This is a genomic window from Geodermatophilus sp. URMC 65, from assembly GCF_053502545.1.
This window is the reverse complement of the sequence record NZ_CP199954.1, coordinates 4,274,407-4,292,340: the sequence shown is the minus strand read 5'-3', so window position 1 is coordinate 4,292,340 and position 17,934 is coordinate 4,274,407. Positions and strand designations below refer to the sequence as shown.

At 74.1% G+C, this 17,934-nt stretch carries 21 protein-coding genes and 1 riboswitch; of the genes, 11 read left to right on the top strand and 10 right to left on the bottom strand.

Annotated elements, in window-relative coordinates; translation table 11 throughout:
- Positions 1 to 72: 72 nt before the first annotated feature.
- Complete coding sequence (locus ACWIX7_RS20800; protein WP_448618307.1) at positions 73 to 1,041, bottom strand: TIGR03557 family F420-dependent LLM class oxidoreductase; 969 nt, start codon at positions 1,039 to 1,041, stop codon at positions 73 to 75.
- A 177-nt stretch (positions 1,042 to 1,218) separates the two neighbouring features.
- Between ACWIX7_RS20800 and ACWIX7_RS20795 the strand changes: the two genes are divergently transcribed.
- On the top strand, positions 1,219 to 2,118 hold the full coding sequence (locus ACWIX7_RS20795) for an SMP-30/gluconolactonase/LRE family protein (protein ID WP_448618306.1): 900 nt from the start codon (positions 1,219 to 1,221) through the stop codon (positions 2,116 to 2,118).
- An 11-nt stretch (positions 2,119 to 2,129) separates the two neighbouring features.
- On the opposite strand, the gene ACWIX7_RS20790 is transcribed toward ACWIX7_RS20795, so the two are convergent.
- The 3 genes from ACWIX7_RS20790 to ACWIX7_RS20780 form a co-directional block, all read right to left on the bottom strand.
- Positions 2,130 to 2,357, bottom strand: a complete 228-nt coding sequence (locus ACWIX7_RS20790; protein WP_448618305.1) for a hypothetical protein — start codon at positions 2,355 to 2,357, stop codon at positions 2,130 to 2,132.
- A 49-nt stretch (positions 2,358 to 2,406) separates the two neighbouring features.
- On the bottom strand, positions 2,407 to 3,363 hold the full coding sequence (locus ACWIX7_RS20785) for a D-2-hydroxyacid dehydrogenase family protein (RefSeq protein ID WP_448618304.1): 957 nt from the start codon (positions 3,361 to 3,363) through the stop codon (positions 2,407 to 2,409).
- A gap of 71 nt (positions 3,364 to 3,434) precedes the next feature.
- Positions 3,435 to 3,605: a hypothetical protein gene (locus ACWIX7_RS20780; RefSeq protein WP_175479507.1), complete on the bottom strand. Its 171-nt coding sequence runs from the start codon at positions 3,603 to 3,605 to the stop codon at positions 3,435 to 3,437.
- 352 nt (positions 3,606 to 3,957) lie between these two features.
- Positions 3,958 to 4,084: riboswitch (cyclic di-AMP (ydaO/yuaA leader) on the top strand.
- Between the two features lie 12 nt (positions 4,085 to 4,096).
- Between ACWIX7_RS20780 and ACWIX7_RS20775 the strand changes: the two genes are divergently transcribed.
- Entirely contained in the window at positions 4,097 to 4,627 is a 531-nt protein-coding gene (locus ACWIX7_RS20775; protein WP_448618303.1) for a C40 family peptidase, read from the top strand.
- A 78-nt stretch (positions 4,628 to 4,705) separates the two neighbouring features.
- Here ACWIX7_RS20775 and ACWIX7_RS20770 read toward each other — a convergent pair whose 3' ends face one another.
- A complete protein-coding gene (locus ACWIX7_RS20770; RefSeq protein ID WP_448618302.1) occupies positions 4,706 to 5,074 on the bottom strand; it encodes a hypothetical protein in 369 nt (122 codons plus the stop codon).
- Between the two features lie 186 nt (positions 5,075 to 5,260).
- Between ACWIX7_RS20770 and ACWIX7_RS20765 the strand changes: the two genes are divergently transcribed.
- From ACWIX7_RS20765 to ACWIX7_RS20750, 4 genes are all read left to right on the top strand, one after another.
- Positions 5,261 to 5,662, top strand: a complete 402-nt coding sequence (locus ACWIX7_RS20765) for a hypothetical protein (RefSeq protein ID WP_448618301.1) — start codon at positions 5,261 to 5,263, stop codon at positions 5,660 to 5,662.
- Complete coding sequence (locus ACWIX7_RS20760; protein WP_448618300.1) at positions 5,659 to 5,895, top strand: hypothetical protein; 237 nt, start codon at positions 5,659 to 5,661, stop codon at positions 5,893 to 5,895. The genes ACWIX7_RS20765 and ACWIX7_RS20760 overlap by 4 nt, the downstream gene beginning before the upstream one ends.
- A gap of 34 nt (positions 5,896 to 5,929) precedes the next feature.
- Positions 5,930 to 7,330, top strand: coding sequence for an ADP-ribosylglycohydrolase family protein (locus ACWIX7_RS20755; protein WP_448618299.1), 1,401 nt, complete (start codon positions 5,930 to 5,932; stop codon positions 7,328 to 7,330).
- A gap of 392 nt (positions 7,331 to 7,722) precedes the next feature.
- Positions 7,723 to 8,574: a carbohydrate kinase family protein gene (locus tag ACWIX7_RS20750; RefSeq protein WP_448618298.1), complete on the top strand. Its 852-nt coding sequence runs from the start codon at positions 7,723 to 7,725 to the stop codon at positions 8,572 to 8,574.
- A 370-nt stretch (positions 8,575 to 8,944) separates the two neighbouring features.
- Here the strand turns inward: ACWIX7_RS20750 and ACWIX7_RS20745 are convergent, their stop codons facing one another.
- Entirely contained in the window at positions 8,945 to 9,229 is a 285-nt protein-coding gene (locus ACWIX7_RS20745) for a DUF3303 domain-containing protein (protein ID WP_448618297.1), read from the bottom strand.
- Between the two features lie 170 nt (positions 9,230 to 9,399).
- On the opposite strand from ACWIX7_RS20745, the gene ACWIX7_RS20740 reads away from it, so the two are divergent.
- Positions 9,400 to 9,918, top strand: coding sequence for an HAD domain-containing protein (locus tag ACWIX7_RS20740; RefSeq protein ID WP_448618296.1), 519 nt, complete (start codon positions 9,400 to 9,402; stop codon positions 9,916 to 9,918).
- A 39-nt stretch (positions 9,919 to 9,957) separates the two neighbouring features.
- On the opposite strand, the gene ACWIX7_RS20735 is transcribed toward ACWIX7_RS20740, so the two are convergent.
- From ACWIX7_RS20735 to ACWIX7_RS20720, 4 genes are all read right to left on the bottom strand, one after another.
- Positions 9,958 to 10,344, bottom strand: a complete 387-nt coding sequence (locus tag ACWIX7_RS20735) for a hypothetical protein (RefSeq protein WP_448618295.1) — start codon at positions 10,342 to 10,344, stop codon at positions 9,958 to 9,960.
- A 505-nt stretch (positions 10,345 to 10,849) separates the two neighbouring features.
- A complete protein-coding gene (locus ACWIX7_RS20730) occupies positions 10,850 to 14,098 on the bottom strand; it encodes a TM0106 family RecB-like putative nuclease (RefSeq protein WP_448618294.1) in 3,249 nt (1,082 codons plus the stop codon).
- A gap of 119 nt (positions 14,099 to 14,217) precedes the next feature.
- The gene (locus ACWIX7_RS20725; protein ID WP_448618293.1) at positions 14,218 to 14,907 is read right to left on the bottom strand and encodes a hypothetical protein; all 690 of its coding nucleotides are present in this window, start codon (positions 14,905 to 14,907) and stop codon (positions 14,218 to 14,220) included.
- A 40-nt stretch (positions 14,908 to 14,947) separates the two neighbouring features.
- Positions 14,948 to 15,535 (bottom strand): TetR/AcrR family transcriptional regulator, encoded by a 588-nt coding sequence (locus ACWIX7_RS20720; protein ID WP_448618292.1) that lies wholly within the window; start codon positions 15,533 to 15,535, stop codon positions 14,948 to 14,950.
- Positions 15,536 to 15,574: 39 nt separating this feature from the next.
- On the opposite strand from ACWIX7_RS20720, the gene ACWIX7_RS20715 reads away from it, so the two are divergent.
- From ACWIX7_RS20715 to ACWIX7_RS20700, 4 genes are all read left to right on the top strand, one after another.
- Complete coding sequence (locus ACWIX7_RS20715; RefSeq protein WP_448618291.1) at positions 15,575 to 15,916, top strand: darcynin family protein; 342 nt, start codon at positions 15,575 to 15,577, stop codon at positions 15,914 to 15,916.
- Between the two features lie 141 nt (positions 15,917 to 16,057).
- Positions 16,058 to 16,279 carry a FitA-like ribbon-helix-helix domain-containing protein gene (locus tag ACWIX7_RS20710; protein ID WP_448622175.1) on the top strand — a complete coding sequence of 74 codons (222 nt, stop codon included), beginning with the start codon at positions 16,058 to 16,060 and terminating at the stop codon, positions 16,277 to 16,279.
- A 2-nt stretch (positions 16,280 to 16,281) separates the two neighbouring features.
- Positions 16,282 to 16,668: a type II toxin-antitoxin system VapC family toxin gene (locus ACWIX7_RS20705; protein WP_448618290.1), complete on the top strand. Its 387-nt coding sequence runs from the start codon at positions 16,282 to 16,284 to the stop codon at positions 16,666 to 16,668.
- Positions 16,669 to 16,862: 194 nt separating this feature from the next.
- Complete coding sequence (locus ACWIX7_RS20700) at positions 16,863 to 17,903, top strand: NAD(P)-dependent alcohol dehydrogenase (protein WP_448618289.1); 1,041 nt, start codon at positions 16,863 to 16,865, stop codon at positions 17,901 to 17,903.
- The last annotated feature ends 31 nt before the right edge of the window (positions 17,904 to 17,934 follow it).

Here is a 17,934-nt window from a genome sequence, read left to right as displayed (position 1 = left end):
AGGGGCGTCGGCCCGGCCCCGTCCAGGGGCTCGCCGCGAGCTTGCGAGTGGTGAGGAGGACGGGGTCCTTCCTCAGGACGACGGGGTCAGCGCGCGCACCCGGTCGATGAGCTCGCGTTCGCAGACCTCCAGGAAGCCGTCGGGGTCGGGACCGGTGTTCTGCAGCACCACGTGGTCGAAACCGGCGTCGACGTAGGGCTGCGCGTGCTGCACGTGCGCGTCGAGGTCGGGGCCGACGGAGAACTGCTGCCGGATGTCCTCGGGCTTCACCGTGGCGCTGGCCGCGTCGAAGTTGACCGGGTTGGGCAGCTCGCTCATCACCTTCCAGCCGGTGAGCGCCCAGCGGCTGGTCTCCAGGGCGGCCTGGACGGCGGAGTCCTCGTCCGCCGCCCACGCCATCGGCACCTCGGCGTACCGCGGCCCCGTCCCCCCGGCGCCGGTGTAGGCCTCGACCAGGTCGCTGCGCGGCTCCGTGGCGAACAGCCCGTCGCCGAGCTCGGCGGCGATGGCCGAGGCGTTGTGCCCACCGGAGGCCACCGCGATCACCGGCAGCTGGTCGGGCAGGTCGAAGAGGCGGGCGTCCTCCAGCTGCAGGTACCTGCCGTCGTAGGACCGGTAGCCGCCCTGCCACAGCAGCCGGATGATCTCCAGCGCCTCGCGGAGCATCTCGTGCCGTTTCCGCACCGCCGGCCAGCCGGCGCCCACCACGTGCTCGTTGAGCCGCTCACCGGAGCCGATGCCGAGGGTGAAGCGGTTGCCGGAGAGGATCTGCACCGTCGCCGCGGCCTGGGCGATCACGGCCGGGTGGTAGCGGATCATCGGGCACGTCACGCCGGTGGCCAGGCCGATCCGCTCGGTCCTGGCCGCCATCGCCCCCAGCACCGACCAGGTGAACGAGCTGTGGCCCTGGACGTCGAGCCACGGGTGGAAGTGGTCGCTCATCTCGACGAAGTCGAAGCCCGCCTGTTCGGCGCGGATCGTCTGGCGGACCAGGTCCTCCGGTCCGAAGGCCTCGGTCGCGAGCTTGTAGCCGACCTGCATGGTCGTCGTCCTCACTGTCGGGTGCGGGTCCGCGAGGGCCTGCCCGGCCGGTCAGCTGCGGAAACGACGCGCCGGACCGCCCGGTCCGGTCAGGCGCAGGACGGCCGCCGGCACCCGCGCGGCCCCCGTCCCGACCGTGCCGTCGGTGCGTGACCGGCGTCACCTACTGTCCGGGTCATGGCGGAGCAGCAGCTCAGGACGGTCCTGGAGGGTGGCGGGTTCTTCGAGGGCCCGCGTTGGCACGAGGGCACCTGGTGGGTGTCGGACTTCTACCGGCGCACGGTCAGCCGGGTGACGCCGGACGGCGCGGAGGCCGTCGTCGTCGAGGTGGAGGGTCAGCCCTCGGGGCTGGGTTGGCTGCCCGACGGGTCCCTGGTGGTCGTGTCGATGAAGGACCACCGCGTGCTGCGGTACGCCGACGGGACCCTGTCGACGCACGCCGACCTGACCGAGCACTGCGGGGGGCACCTCAACGACCTGGTGGTCACCGACGCGGGGCAGGTGTTCGTCGGCGACTTCGGCTTCGACCTGATGGGCGGCGGGGACGCGCGGACCGCGTCACTGAAGCGCATCGACCTCGACGGCACGGTGTCGGTCGCCGCGGAGGGGTTGCAGTTCCCCAACGGCATGGTGGTCCCCCCGGACGGCGGCACGCTCGTCGTCGGCGAGACCCTCGGCAACCGGTACACCGCCTTCGACCTCGACGCCGACGGCGCGCTGACCAACCGGCGCGTGTGGGCGCCGCTCGGGCCGGAGGTGACCGGCCGGACCACCGAGGAGGTGCTCGGCCAGCTCACGGTGGCGCCGGACGGCTGCGCGCTGGACGCCGAGGGACACGTGTGGGCGGCCGACGCGGTCGGCGGCCGGGTGGTGCGGGTCGCGCAGGGCGGCGCGATCGTCGACGAGGTCGCCGCGCCCGAGGGGCTCGGCGTCTTCGCCTGCATGCTCGGCGGGGAGGACGGCCGCACGCTGCTGATGTGCTGCGCGCCGGACTTCTACGAGCACAACCGGGCGCCGGCGCGCGAGGCGGTGCTGGTGGCGACCGAGGTCGGCGTCCCGCACGCCGGGCGGCCGTAGCCCCCGCCGGGTCAGCTGCTGCCCTGCCGGCCCCCGAGCGGGTGGTCGGTGTCCGGGACGCCGCTGCCGGTCTCCCCCGGGTTGGTCGACATCTCGCCGTCCCGCGCCGCCCGCGGCTCCTCCTGCTGCGACGGCGGTCCGACCAGGTCCTTCTCCGGCCGCTCGCCGGGCAGGACGTCGTCGTCGGGTCGCTCGTTGGCGCCGCCGTAGGGGCGGCCGGTCATGTTGCCCTCGGTCATCGCAGGCCTCCTCGTGCCGGGCCCGGTCCGTACCCGGACCGGGCACGGGTCACGCGGGCGCGAGGACGCGGACCGGTTCCCCGCGCAGGAAGGCGGCGACGTCCTCGACGGCGTCGCCGTAGAAGACGCGGTAGGTGTCCCGGGTGACGTAGCCCAGGTGGGGGGTGAGCACGGTGCGCGGCGCGGTGCGCAGGGCTGCGTCGGCGGGCAGCGGCTCGCGGTCGTAGACGTCGAGGCCGACTCCGGCGAGGTGGCCCTCGGACAGCACCTCGAGCAGCGCGGCCTCGTCGATGATGGGGCCGCGCGAGGTGTTGACCAGGATCGCGCTGCGCTTCATCCGGGCGAGCTCGTCGCGGCCGACCAGACCGCGGGTGCGCTCGGAGAGCACCAGGTGGACGGTGACGACGTCGGCGGTGGCGAACAGCTCGTCGCGGTCGACGCGGCGCACGCCGGCCTCGGCGGCGCGCTCGTCGGTCAGGTTCTGGCTCCAGGCGACGACGTCCATGCCGAATGCCTGGCCGATGCGGGCGACGCGGGTGCCGAGCCGGCCGAGGCCGACGACGCCGAGCCGGGCGCCGGCGAGGTCGGTGCCGACGGTGCGCTGCCAGCCGCCCGCCCGTACCCCGGCGTCCTCCTCGGGGACGTGCCGCGCCACGGCGAGGACCAGCGCCCAGGTCAGCTCGGCCGTGCCGGTGGGGTGGGCACCGGTGCCGCAGACGGTCACGCCGCGCTCGGCGGCCGCGGCGACGTCGATGGCGGCGTTGCGGGCGCCGGTGGTCACGAGCAGCCGCAGCCGCGGCAGCCGTGCGAGGAGGCTGCGCGGGAACGGGGTGCGCTCGCGCATGGCGACGACGACGTCGAACCCGACCAGCCGGTCGGCGACGGCGTCCTCGTCGTCGAGGTGGTCGGCGAAGGCGACGACCTCGGCCTCCTCGGGCAGCCGCGACCAGTCGGCGAACTCACCGGAGACGGACTGGAAGTCGTCGAGGACGGCGATGCGCAGCACGGTCCCCGAGCATGACGGCGACCCCCCGCCCGGTGCGAGCGGGGGGTCGCCGTGCGGTCAGCTGCCGGCGCTCAGCGCACCGGACCGCGGCCGTAGCCCCGGCCGCCGCCCTGCTTCTTGTTCTGCTCGCCCATCTTGGCGATGAACTCCTTGATCTTGGCCTGGTTCTGCGGCTTGCGGGCCTCCTGGATGACCTTCGCCGCGATCCCCGAGGCCAGGACCTTCCTCAACATGCCGGCCATGGTGTTCCTCCTTGGGTCGGTTGCCCCTGATCGTGCCCGGGGAACACCCGGACCAACCACGACGCCGCCACAGCTCTGAGCACCTGACCACACACTGTGCGCATCGGCTCTCCGCTTCCGAGGCAACTTTTTCATAACGCTCTGACCAGGACTTTCCCCCCGGCGTGTCCGTAGGTCGTCGACGGCGTTCACGGTGGTCAGCCCGGCGTGTCGCGGCCCGCGCCGACCGCCGTCCGGGCCCCCCGTCCTCACTTTGGACAGGGCCTTAGGGCCCACCTAGCGTCTGTCGCCGTCCGGAGGGCCCGCGTCGCTGACCTTGCGACACCCGACGGACGCCGCCGAACCGTGCACCGGTCGATGACCGCTGCGCAGGCCGGGGACCCACCGCAGCACTGGGGTGAAGCGCGACCTCGTCGCGCCGGGCGACTCCCCCGTCCGAACCCGTCAGCTAACCCGGTAGGCGGTCGTGGAGAACAGGAGAACCGTCGTCGATGACGACTGCCCGCACGTCCTTCGCTCGTCGCTCGTTCCGTGGTGTCGCCGTCGCCGCCATCGCCGGCGCCGGGATCGCCCTCGCCCCCGCTCCGGCCTCGGCCGCTGTGGGTGGCGCGACCGGTGCGGCCGTCGCCGCCGCCCCGGCCGTGACCGCAGCGCCGACCGCCGCGGCCAGCAGCGCCGCGCAGACCGCCGTCAACACCGCGCTCGCCCAGGTGGGTGACCGGTACGTGTACGGCGCCACCGGCCCGAACTCCTTCGACTGCTCGGGGCTGACCAGCTTCTCCTACAAGGCGGCCGGCATCTCCCTCCCGCGCACGTCCAAGGCGCAGTCGACGTTCGGCGCCCCGGTGTCGAAGGGCAACCTGCAGCCCGGTGACCTGGTGTTCTTCTACAGCCCGGTCTCGCACGTGGCGATGTACGTCGGCAACGGCCAGATCGTGCACGCCCTGAACTCCAGCAAGCCGGTGCAGGTCATGAAGCTCGACTCCATGCCGAGCTACGCGGGCGCCCGTCGGGTCGCCTGACCCATCCGCGCGACGAGACCGCCGATCCCGCACGACACGACGCTGTGGCCGTGCGGGATCGGCGGTCTCGACGGCCGGTCAGCCGCAGGGGTGCGGCGGCTGGTCGGCCGGCTGCAGCGAGAACACCGAGGCGGCGTCCTGCGGCCAGGTCCGCAGGAAGAGCAGGCCGTACCGTTCGTTCACCAGCGCGTCGGGGCCGGTGGTGTCGACCAGGTCCACCAGGCGGCCGGTGTCGTGGTTGCGGTAGCGCCGGAGCTCGGCGCCGCAGGCGACGGTGAGCACGTCGCCTACGGCGCCCATGACGACGACCGGCGTCCACGCGTCGTCCGGGCTGTCGTCGCACAACAGCACGCGGGTGGGGTGGACCCCGTGACCGGCGGCATGGCTGCTGCAGCGGGCCGTGCGGCTGCTGTTCGCGGTGGTCGGCCCGAGCTCGCGATCGGTCACGGCGTGCTCCTGTCCTGCGGTGCCTCCGGCGGCTGTGCGCCGGCCTGGGACAGTGCAGCACCGGGAGGTCGCCGTGCGCGCGCCCTGGACGCGGTCGTCCCCCGGTCGCGTGGGTGACGGCGGAACCCGGTGACGCAGGGTCGCGAACGGCGAGCGTGCGACGTGTCCGGAGGGTAGGTCGGCGAGGTGGATGGGCGAACGCTGCTGCTGGGTGACTGGACGCCGTGGATCAGGGACGGCATCGACGTCCTCCGGCTGATCGTGTTCGCCGGGGCCGCGGTGTACGCGGCGGACGGGCAGTGGGGGTCGGCGGCGCTCCTGACCGCGCTGGGCAGCATCACGCTCGTCTCGCGACTGGTGAACCTGCCCCGGCTCTACGACCTGTCCCTGGCCCTCGGCATGGCGCTGCAGGGGTTCGGCGAGACGCTCGGCCTCTACGACGCGTTCGTCCGCTTCGACGACCTGGTGCACTTCACGCTCCCGATGCTCACGGCGCCGGTGGTCTACATCGGCCTCGCCCGGCTGGACGTCGTCCCGGACCCCGGGACGAGACGCACCTGCGGCACTACGTCGGCATCGGCGTCGTGACCGCGGCCCTCGGCATCGCCGTCGGGGCGCTGTGGGAGCTGTTCGAGTGGCGGTCGGACGCCTGGTTCGGGACCCAGCTCTCCGAGGACAACGACGACACCAACGGCGACCTCTTCCGCGACACGCTCGGATCGCTCGTCGGCGCCGCGTTGCTGGTGGTGTGGGCCCGCTTCGGGTGGGGGTCGGTGCGGCGCATCCCCGGCGTGAACACGCACGAGGAGGTCAGTGCCTGACGGCGGGGACGCGGGGCGTGTGCACGATGCTCGCGTGACCCCGCGCATGCACCGCTCGCACCGCGCCGCCGGCGCGCTGGTCGGCTCGGCCGTCGGCGACGCGCTCGGCGCACCCTTCGAGTTCGGCCCGCCCGGGCAGTTCTCCGCCCGCTTCCCCACCCCGGCCCGCGGCGCGCACACCGAGATGTGCGGCGGCGGGGCGCTCGGCCGGGCACCCGGCGAGTTCACCGACGACACGCAGATGGCGCTGCTCGTCGCGACGTCCCTGGTCGAGCGCGGCGGGCTGGACGAGGCCGACCTGTTCGACCGCTTCCTGCGCTGGGCGGAGGCGGGCCCGCCGGACATCGGCGACCAGACCCGCGCCGTCCTCGGCTCCGGCCTGCCCTGGGACAGCGCCGCGGCCGAGCACTTCCGCCGCACCGGGCGGGCCGCCGGCAACGGGTCGCTGATGCGCACCACGCCGGCCGCCATCCGGTTCGCCCGCGAGGGACGCGAGGCGACCACGGACGCCGCCCGGCGCATATCGGCGCTGACCCACGGCGACCCGGCCGCCGGCGAGGGCTGCGCGGTCTTCCACGAACTGGTGCGGGTGGCGCTCGACGGCGGCGACCCGCTGGCCGCCGTCCCCACGGCGCTCGAGGCGGTGGCCGAGGAGCACCGCGAGCGGTACGCGGCGGTGCTCGCGCCGGACTGGACGCCGGAGCCCGGCATGCCCAACGGCGCGGTGTGGCCGACGCTCGGTCAGGCGGTGTGGGCACTGCGGCGCGGGACGTCGTTCGCCGAGGTGCTGCGCCTGGTCGTCGACCTGGGCGGTGACACCGACACCGTCGCCGCGGTCGCCGGCGGGCTGGCCGGCGCGGTGCACGGGATGGGCGGCATCCCGATGCGCTGGTCGTCCGTCGTCCACGGGCGCATCCCCGGGCACGGGGAGCAGGTGTGGCGGCTGGCCGACCTGCAGCAGCTGGCGGCCGCGCTGGACGGCGGCGCGCAGCAGAGCTACGACCCGGGGGTGATCCCGCGGATCGGTCCGCAGGAGGTGCTGCCGGGCATCTGGGCGGGCAACCTCGACGGCGCCCGCTACAGCGACGAGGACTTCGCCGTCATCTCCCTGTGCCGGCTGGGGGAACCGTTCACCCACGCGCTGCACCGCATGGCCTACATCGCCGACAGCGACCACAACGCCGACCTCGACGTGATGCTGGCCGACGTCCTCGACGACATGGCCGCGCTGCGCGCCGAGGGCCACCGACTCCTCGTGCACTGCCACGGCGGTGCCTCGCGCACCGGGCTGGTGCTGCGCGCCTGGCTGGTCCGCGAGGAGGGGATGACGGCACAGGAAGCGACGACGTACGTGGTCGAGCGGTGGCCGCACCTGGGCCTCTGGAACGACAGCTTCACCGCCGCGCTCGCCCGGCTCGAGCGGGGCGGCGGGTGAGCGACGTGCCCCCGAGGTCGTCGAGCGGCAGCGGGTGATCGCACGGATGGGTGCATCGAGGTACCGATCCCCGTGGCGAAGCCGGCCGCGGCGGGAACGCACGCCGACCGCTGGCTCCAGTGGTGCACATGGGATGCCGATGGCCGATCGGTGAGTCCATCAGCAGCACGTCAGAGGCAGACCGTCGCACGTCGACGGACGGGTCGTCGGCGGGCTGGGGGGCTCGTCGTCCACACGATCGCGCAGGTCTTCTGACCTCGAACTGGTCCCGGCGACGCGTGGCAGGGCCACGCAACAGCCGCACCGTGGCCGTGAGGACCGGCCATGCTGCCGTCGTGGTCCCGGGAGACGCACCCTCATGGCCTCGTCCGGCCGGCTCAGGCCCGATCGTCGTGCTGGGCAAGCTGGTGGCCGACCAGCTGCTCGAGCTGTCCGCGCCCCTGGTGGTCCGTGGTCAGCAGCGGGTCATGCGGACGACGACGGCGGGCGGCGCGCCGGCGAACGTGACGGCCGGCGTGGCCCGCCTCGGGGTGCCGGCCCGGTTGGCGGGCTGGGCCGGTGCTGATCCGCTCGCCGACGGGCTGCTGGCCGACCTCGCCGAGCGCGGCGTCGAGGTCGCGGTGGTGCGCCGCGGGCGGGCGCCGCTGTCGACGGTGCTGGTGCACCCGGACGGCGAGCGGACGCTGCTCACCGACCGCGGGGAGGGCGGGCTGGAGGCGGCCGACGTCCGCCCGGAGTGGTCCGCCGACGCCGCCGTCGTCCACCTGGACGGCTACGACCTGCTGCGCTTCCCCGAGGCGCTGCGCACCGCGGCGTCGGCCGCGCACGACGTCGGGGTGCCGGTCAGCGTGGACGTCGCCGCTGCACCCCGCATCGAGCGCCACGGGGTCGGCGCGTACGTCGACCTGCTCGTCGGGCTGCGGCCCGACGTGCTGTTCGGCAACGCCGCCGAGGCCGCGGTGATCGGTCTGGACGGCGACCTGCCGGCGTGGGCGCCGGCACTGGTGTTCGTGCACGCCGGGGCGCGGCCGACCCGGGTGGGAACGCGGGCAGGCACGGAGGAGGTACCGGTCGAGCCGCTGCCGGAGGGACGGCCGCGGGACACGACCGGCTGCGGGGACGCGTTCGTGGCCGGAGTGCTGACCGGCTGGCGCGCCGGGATCCCCGTGCCGGACGCCGTCCGGGCCGGTCATGCAGCGGCCGCCGTGGTCGCCGGTGTGGTCGGAGGACAGCCGCCGCCGTGACCACCCATGGTATCAGTACTGATACCGGTGGTTCATGGCCATGACGCTGCGGCTCACCGACCTTCTACGGCCTCGACGGGTACCGGCTGACCCTGTCGAACGACGAGGCGTACGACCTCGTGATGGCGGTTGCCGTGGGAGACCTCAACGACGTCGGGGCGCTCGCCGGACGCCTGCGGACGAGAACCACCACCAGGAGCTGACGCCACGCGTTCATTGCTCGACCCGGGCTGGTCGGGTCGCCGCGCAGGCGTCACTGACACGAGCCGAAGCCAGAAAGCCGCCACCTCCGTCACCAGACTCGGAGGTCCCTGCGCCGATCCCGGAAGGCGCGCGGAGGACCGCCGCCGTCCTCCCGGATCACGCGCGGTCAGTTGTAGCGCGTCCCGGCAGCGACGGCGGCCACCACGTCGATCACCGGCCGGACCGTGAAGCTGGCGGGCTCGTACGCCGTGGCGAGGTACTGCAGGTCGGCCGGCTCGTCCGTCTCGACGACGGCGTACCCGTCGAGCCCGATCCGGGCGACGAAGTGGTGGATGGTGAGGCTCTCGGGCTTCTCCAACGTCGAGAAGGCTTCGACGACCCGCTTCCGTGCCGCTTCGAACTCCGCGGCGGAGCCGGTCGGCCGCTCGCGCCAGCTGACGACGTACTTCATGCCGATCTCCCCCTTCGAACCCCAGGAGGCTCCCGGGCGTCGGAGTGCCGGCGCGATGAGGACGACGACGCTCGACACCCGGCAGCTGACATGCAGATGACCCGACGCGGGGATCTGATACGGACACGGGCTCTGGTACGGCGGAGGTGCTCGGGCGCCAGGATGGGGACATGGCCTCGACCAGCGACGTCCCCATCCTGCTGCTGGACGTCGACGGCGTGCTCAACGCGGCGCGCGCCGACCTGCCCGCCGGCTGGGAGCGAGGCACGTTCAACGGCTACGTGCTGACCTGGGACCCGACGATCACGGCGCGGCTGCGGAAGCTGCACGAGTCCGGCCGGGTGGAGATCCAGTGGCTGACCACCTGGACGACGGACGCCGACCGGCTGCTGGCCGAGCCGATGGGACTCCCCCGCGGCCTGGTGACCCACGCCCGCGCCGACTCGGCCCCGATCGGGTTCTCCGGCGTGTTCGGCGGCAGCTCCGGCTGGTGGAAGCTGACCGCTGCTCGGGCCGTCGCCGAGTCCGAGCCGGACCGGCGGATCATCTGGGTCGACGACGACCTGGCGATGCAGGCCGCCGACACCGGGGACTGGTTGGCGGCGAACCCGCACGTACTGGTGGTCGCGCCGGACCTGTACGTCGGGCTGACGCACGAGCAGCTGGACGCGATCGAGGCCTGGCTGTGAGGCGTGCTGGGGGCCCGGCGCCGCAGCACCGGGGTGGGATTACTTTAGGCACACCGACTCGGCGACCATGGCCACGAACTCGTGGGCCTGCTCGTCGGAGACCGAGGGGAACAACCTCTCGACGCCCTCGGACAACCTGAACTGGTCGTACGACGGTTGCCCCAGCCGGACGCAGATCCCCTGGGCGACGACCCAGCCCGTGTGGGGGTCCAGCGGGATGCCGGTCTGGCGCATCGCGTCGGCAAACTCGACAGGCACGTCCGACGTGGGCGTCGTCTGCTCGGTCGTCGGAGCCGGTGTCGCGGCGGGCGGGCTGGCAGGGGTCGGGGACGTGCTCGCAGCGGCGGGAGCGGGCGCGACGGCCTGATCGGCGGCCGCGTCGTCGGACCGGTCCCACGAGGAGAGGACGAGCACGGCAGCGATCACGGCCACGAGGACGCCGACTGCGATCAGGAGCAGGCGCCTGCGGCGATGCCTCGGCGCTGGGCGGTGGGCGTGCCGGTGTCGGTCAGAGGGGGAAGAGCTCTTGTCGGCCATGTGGATGGACTCCCGGGCGACTCGGCAGTGACCACGGACGCCCCCCGCTGTCGTTCCACGACCCGTGTGAGGCGGGGAGCCTACGCGTCATCGCCCCGGTGGGTCCCCGGTCGCTACGCCGTCCACCATCCAGCTCGGAGGTCTCAGCGTGGTCGGCGGCCGCTCTCGGCTGGTGGGAGCTGACCGCCGCGGACGCTGGCCTCCTCGCACAGCGAGCAGCGACACCCGCGGCGGCTCGGACGATGACGAGCGGCGAGCCGCGGCCGCCGAACAGCCCTTCTGCTGACCTCCGCCGCTGCTTCCACCTGTGAGCAGCGGCGGAGGTCCGCCGGGAAGGTGTTGCCTCCGCGGCCTCGTCCCCTGCCCCGCACTGTGGGCAGCGGGTGAGCGCGGGTCAGCGGACGACGGTGGCCATCTCGACGAGCCGGCACAGCGCGTTCACCTGGCGCAGTTGCTCCGGCGTCCGCACCGCAGCGTCGAGCAGTTCCTCGCTCATCACCACGACGGCCAGCGCCTTGGCGCGCGAGACGGCCACGTTGAGCCGGTGCAGGTCGTAGAGGAACGAGACGCCGCGGGGCGCGTCCTCGGCCGAGGTGGACGTCATCGAGTAGACGACGACCGGCGCCTCCTGGCCCTGGAACTTGTCCACGGTGCCGACCCGCGCGCCGTGCGGCAGCGCCCGCCGGATCAGCGCGACCTGGTTGTTGTACGGCGCGACGACCAGCACGTCGTCCGGACCGATGGTGGACCGCTCCCCCGCGGCGTCGGTCCAGCCGACGCCCTGCAGCGAGTGCCACAGCTCGGCCACCGCCGCCGCCTCGTCCGGGGACGCCGCCATCGACGGCTGCGCGTGCTCGACGAACCGGACGGCCAGCCCGCTGGCCCAGCCGTCCACCGCGATCCGCTCGCGATCGGCCGCCGACTCCAGCCGTCCCTCGTAGGCCAGGTCGGAGACGAACGCGGTCAGCGCCGGGTGCATCCGGTAGGTGCGGTCGAGGAAGACGCCGCGGTCCTCGGGCACGGTCAGGTGCCCGTCGAGCAGGTGCTCGAGCGCCGAGAGCCCCGACTCCCCCGGGTGCACGGCCTGCGTCGGCTGCGCCAGCTGCTGCGGGTCCCCGAGCAGCACCAGCGAGCGGGCCGACCGCGCCACGGCGACCGCGTTGGCCAGCGAGAACTGGCCCGCCTCGTCCACCACCAGGACGTCGACCGCCTCGGCCAGGTCCGGACGGCACCAGAACCACGCCGTCCCACCGACCAGCGACGCGGAGCCGTCCAGCAGCCGCGAGGCCACGTCGTTGCCGTCCTTGGACCACTCGACGCCCGGCGCCCCGCACGCCTGGTGCTCCTCGCACTTCTGCAGCGCCGGCCGGCCGACGGCGCTCAGCACGTTGCCGATGACCGCGTGGGACGTCGCCGTGACGCCCACCTTCTTGCCGGCGTCGAGCAGCGCGCGGATCAGCCGGGACGCCGCCCGCGTCTTGCCGCTGCCGGGCGGGCCCTGCACGGCGAGCACCTCGCCGTCCAGCGCCCGGCCGAGCCGGACGACGGCGTCGCCGGCCTCCTCCCCCGGAAGGCGGCGGGTGTCCGCGGGGACGACGCGGTCGAGCAGCCGCTGCCCGAGGCAGGACCGCCCGGCCAGGACGGCGTCCGCGGTCGCGGCGATCGACTCGCGCATGGCCTTGTCGTCGAGCGGGCCCTCGGGACCCATCCCGCGGGCCGACGCCGGCGGCTTGGTGCTCTTGACCACGACCCGGCCGGCCACGGCGTCGATCTCGCGGACCTCCCCCATGCGCACGCGGGTGTCGACGTCGACGACCCGGGCGCCGACCGACAGCTTGGTGTCCTGCGGCGGGAAGTAGAACTCGTAGAGCTTGCTGCGCTTGTCGGTGCCGACCTCGAACCCGCCGGAGATGCCGCCGAGGGCGGTGCGGTCCTCGACGAGCTGCTCGTCCTCCAGTTCGCTGCGGGAGAAGAACTCCCACCAGCCGGGCCGGGCCTCGCGGCGGTGCCACTGCACCAGGTCACCGAGGAGGGGGTGGCCGGCGTCCCGGAGCTGCTCGACGAGCGCGAACTCCGCGGCCTCGGCGTCCGACCGCGGCGCCGGGGCGGCGACCTCGGCGGCCGACGGTCGGGGCAGGACGCCGTATCGCTCCGCCAGCTCGGTCCGCTGGGTCTCGAGCCAGTCGTGCAGCTCGCGGGTGGAGTCGACGTCGTCGCGGTTGTAGTCCTCGATGGCCTGCAGGCGGGCCGGGTCGCGGTCGATCAGCCACTTCTCGTACTCGACGACGCTGGACATCGCGTCGGCGACGTCGCCGGTGTGCTCGCGCCCGTAGAACGCCTCGACCTTCTTGATCGAGTAGGACTCCTTGCTGATCCGCATCGACTGGCGGACGACGGGCAGCAGGTCGACGAACCGCCCGGCGCGCAGCAGCTGGTCGAGCTCGGCCTCGCGGACGCCGTCCCGCCCGGTGAGCCGCTTGAGCGCGCTGACCTCGTAGGCGGCGTAGTGGTAGACGTGCATGCCGGGGTCGGCGCGCCAGGCCTGGACGACGCGGTCGACGAGCTCCTCGACCATGCGGCGTTCCCCGGCGCTGTCGTGGGCCCACAGGGCGGTGAAACGGCCGGCGCGGTCGCCGAGGCCGGCCAGGTACTCCAGCCCCTGGCCGTCGCCGGACAGCGGGTCGCCCTCGAAGTCGAGGTAGAGGTCGCCGGGGCTGGGCTCGGGGAGCCGCAGCAGCCCCTGGGCCAGCAGCGGCGGCAGCAGCGTGCGCGTCGGCCGGTCGACCTGGCGGCCACGCAGCTGCTCGCGGGCCTGGTCGCGTAGTCGCGTGCGCGCGGACCGGCCGAGACCGGCGGCCTTGAGCGTGTGGTCCGGGGCGTCGGCGAGCTGCGTGAGGGTGGCGATGCCGGCGGCCAGCAGGGCGGCGCGCTGGTCTCGGCGCATGCCGGCGACGAGGCTGAGGTCGTCGTTCTCCCGGAGCTCGGCGGTGCAGCGCGGCTGCCAGGTGCACTGGTCGCAGTGCGCGATGGGCACCGGTCCGGTGACCGGGACGTCGGCGACGAAGCCCTGCAGCCGGGCGCGGGCGCGGCGGGCGTAGGCGGCGACGTCGACCAGCCGCCACGGACGTTGGGCCCCGTCGCCGGTGACGACGTGGATCCGCTCGGGTGTGCGGCTCTGGAGGACGGCGAGCCGGTCGGCGTAGGTGGCCATCTGCAGGAGCGCCGGCACCTTGACGCGGCGGGCGAGCTTGGCGTCGGCGACCTCGTAGGACCAGTCGCCCAGGTCGGACGGCTCCGCCGTCCTCAGGAGGAAGTCGGCCTGTCCGCCCCAGGTGCCGTCGAACAGCGTCGCCTGGTGGACGACGTCGACGCCGGCGCGCATCGCCTCGATCGTGGCGGCTTCGTTCCGGCTGCCCTGGAGCCGGGCCACCTCGAGCCCCTGCTCCTCCAGGTACTCCAGGTAGCTGAGCTCGTGCGCGATGCCGAGGTCGGCGACGAGCACCGTCTGGTCGCTCACCCCCTCCGCCGGGGGCTGCAGCCGGCCGTCGGCCACCTGCAGGTTGAGCGCGGTGAGGTGGTGGCACTCCTGGTGCCGGGTCAGGTCACTGGGGCTGAGGACCAGCCGCCCGTCGACGCGGTACACGGCGTCAGCCCTCGGCGGGCAGGGATGAGTGCGACAACGTTCCCCCGTGGTGCGTGGTGCAGGGCCTCGGGGACCCTGTCACGGACGACGCCGTTCCGGGACCTCCCGCGCCGAAGGGGTCACCGGCCCGGGCACGGACGGAGCTCGATGGTGGCCTGCCCAGCCGCCACGGGGGTGATCGCCGCCTGCAGGCGTGCGCTCTCGTCGGCCGGGAACCCGTCGGCCTGCCAGGCCGGCAACCGGTCGAGGACCTGACGCACGTATGCCAGCACCTCCTCGGGAGGCGTCCCCTGCCGGACCTCCAGGCACGTGGGGGATCCGGTCGGCGCCGAGGGTGCCGGCGTCGGACCGGTCATCGTGCGGAACAGGGCCAGCCGGCTCGCGGTGGCGTACCGGGGGTCGAGCGCCTCACCACTGATCACGATCGGCAGCACCTGCTGGGCCGACCGCTGGCGCACGGCCTCGTCCCCCGACACGAGCCCCTCCAGCCCGTCCCGCAGCTGCGGGCCGGCCGGTCCGGCAGCGTCCGGTCGCGCCGTCAGGTCCGCGATGAGGCCCTCGACCGTCTGCGGCGGGGCCGGCGCCGACTCCTCGACGGGGGACGGGGACGACGGCGACGCCTGCGTCGAGGCCGCACTGCTGCTCGTGGCCGCAGCGCTCGGGCTCGCGCTCGGAGGACGGCCGTCGTCCGCTGTCGCCAGGGCCACCAGGGCGCTCACGGCCAGCGCCGCGGCGGCGGTGGCTATGGCCACCTCCCACCGGCGTCGCCGGCGCGGTGGGGAAGGAACAGCGCGATCGAGCTGCCGCACCCACCCGAGGGTAAGGGGACAGGACGGGATCCAGGCGTCCTCAGCGACGGTCGTCGTGCGGAGCCTCGGGCGGTCGTGTCGCGGCCGCGATCAGCAGGGCCGCGGCTCCGTCGGTGCGGGCGTCGTCCCTGGTGACGAACCGGTCCAGCGCCAGCCCGCGCAATCCGCTGACGAGCAGGGTGGCGCGGGCCTCGGCCGATGCGGGGTCCTCGCCCAGGTCCCGGACCAGTGCCTCGGCGATCGGAGCGACCCAGTCGTGCACGGCAGCCACCGCGTACGACCGGTAGCTGCCGGGCCGCGTGAGCGCCAGGGCCATGACCTCGAGCAGGACCCGCACGCGCGGTCGCTGCGGTCCCCCGCCGGTCAGGTCGGCCCACAGCCGGCCGGCGAGCGAAGCCACGTCCCCCTCCTCGCGCGTCAGCGCCGCGACGTCCGGGCGCGACCACTCCAGCAGGCGCCCCACCAGGGACTCCTTGTCGCCGAAGTGGTGCAGCAGCATCCGGTCACTGGTCCCGAGGGCCGCGGCGAGCGGGCGCAGCGAGAGGCCGGCCAGGCCGTGCTCGGCGAGGTAGGGCAGCGCGCGGGCGAGCAGCTCCTCGCGGCGCCGGACATCGAGGGGGCGGGGCACCCCTTGAGTGTAGCGATCGCTACATCTACGGTTCGCCGCATGACCGACTCCGGACTGCACCACCTGGCCTTCGTCCACCTCACCGCCCTGCCGGCCTGGCTGTTCAAGACCCGCGAGGAACGGGACCAACTGGTCGAGCGCGAGGTCGCACCGGTGCTCGCGGCGCACCCGGCGGTCCGCGTCCGGTGGGTCGACGTCGAGGCGTTCAGCGCGGAGTCCTCCGACGTCCTGGTCGCCGAGACCGACGACCTCCGGGAGTGGAACCGGTTGGTCGAGGCGCTCAGGGACACGTCCCTGTTCGCCACTCCCCTGTTCCGGCTCGACCGGGTGCTCGTGGGGATCGAGGAGGGCTTCCGCGACCATGCGCGCCCCGAGGGCTGAACCACTGCTCCGCGCGGAGCAGCCAGGGGCGGGCCCGGCCGGCGATCAGCGCTGCCCCGGCCGAGCGCCACCGGTTGTTCACCGCCCTCCAGGACCGACGCCGCACATGCGGATCGCATGTAGCCTCGGCCCGTGAGCAAGATGCTGCAGGTCCGCAACGTGCCGGAGGGCGTGCACGCGGAGCTGCGCCGACGCGCCCAGGCCGCCGGCGTCTCGCTGTCCGAGTACGTGCTCCGCGAGCTGGAGAAGGTCGCCGCCCGGCCACCGATCGAGGAGGTCCTGGCGAGGTCGGCGTCGCGGCGGCTGGACATCTCGATGGCCGACGTCGTGGAGACCATCCGGGCTGAACGCCCCGAGCGTTGATCGTGGTCGACGCCTCGGTCGTGGTGGCCGCCCTCCTGGTCGACAGCGAGGAGGGCGACGCCGCCCGGGAGGCGCTGCGATCGGAGGCGGCCCACGCCCCTCACCTGCTCGACGTGGAGGTGACCTCCGCCGTCCGGCGTTGGGTGCTGGCCGGCCGGTTGACGGTCGAGGAGGCACGGTCCTCGATCCGTGACCTGGGTGACCTGGCGATCACCCGGCACGGGCACGAACCGCTCCTCGACCGCGTCCTCGAGCTCCGCGACGTGGTCAGCGCCTACGACGGCACGTACGTCGCACTCGCCGAGCTGCTGGGCGCCACCGTGGTCACCGGCGACCGCCGGCTGTCCCGTGCGCCGGGCCTGCGGTGCCCGGTGTCGGTGATCGGCTGACCGTGCCCCCGTCCCCGGTGAGGGTGCGGTCCGGCAGCAGCGACACGATGGTCCCGTCCGCCGGCTCCGTGAGCTGCCCGAGTCGCCGACACCGGAGCAACCCGTTGAGACGGGGGCTGCATGAGTGCGAAGCCGGCCCGGAGGGAACCCAGCGCACCGTCGAGCGGCACGACCCGGGGTCCCGAGGAGCGCGCATGCGAGCGGTGCAGTACCGGACCATCGGCGGCGGACCCGAGGTGGTGGAGGTCCCGACCCCGGAACCGGGACCGGGGCAGGTCCGGCTGCGGGTGACCGCCGCCGGGCTGTGCCACTCGGACTGGTTCGTCATGGACCTGCCCGCCGACAAGTACGCCTACGGGCTGCCGCTGACGCTCGGGCACGAGGGCACGGGGATCGTCGACGCGCTCGGCGAGGGCGTCACCGGCGTCGCGGTGGGCGACCCGGTCGCCGTCTACGGCCCCTGGGGGTGCGGGCTGTGCTCCGCGTGCGCGCGGGGTGCGGAGAACTACTGCCCGCGGGCGGCGTCACTGGGCATCCAGCCACCGGGGCTGGGCGCCCCGGGCGCACTGGCCGAGTACCTGGTCGTGGACGACGTCCGGCACCTGGTCCCGCTCGGCGACCTCGACCCGGTGGAGGCCGTCTCGCTCACCGACGCCGGCCTGACGCCGTACCACGCGATCGTCTCCAGCCTCGACGCGCTGCCCGCGGGCAGCACCGCCGTGGTGATCGGTGCCGGCGGTCTGGGGCACGTCGGCATCCAGGTGCTGCGCGCGGTCACCGGCGCCGCCGTCGTCGCGCTCGACATCAGCGAGGAGAAGCTGGCGCTGGCGTCGGAGGTGGGGGCGCACCACGTCCTGCGGTCGGACCCGTCGGCGATCGAGGCGATCCGCTCGCTGACCGGCGGGGTGGGCGCGCAGGCGGTGTTCGACTTCGTCGGCGCCGCGCCGACCGTGGAGATCGCGCGGAAGACGGTCGCGATGGACGGCGTCGTGCAGATCGTCGGGATCGGCGGCGGGCGGCTGCCGACCGGCTTCTTCTCCACGCCGATGGGGGCGTCGGTGCGGGCGCCGTACTGGGGCACGCGGACGGAGCTGATGGAGGTGCTCGACCTCGCCCGGGCCGGCGCGGTGCACGTCGAGGTGGAGGAGTACTCGCTCGACGAGGCGCCCGAGGCCTACCGCCGGCTGCACGAGGGGGCGGTCCGCGGCCGCGCCGTCGTCGTTCCCGGGTACTGATCCGGGAGACAGCCAGGTCCGGCTGGCGAGG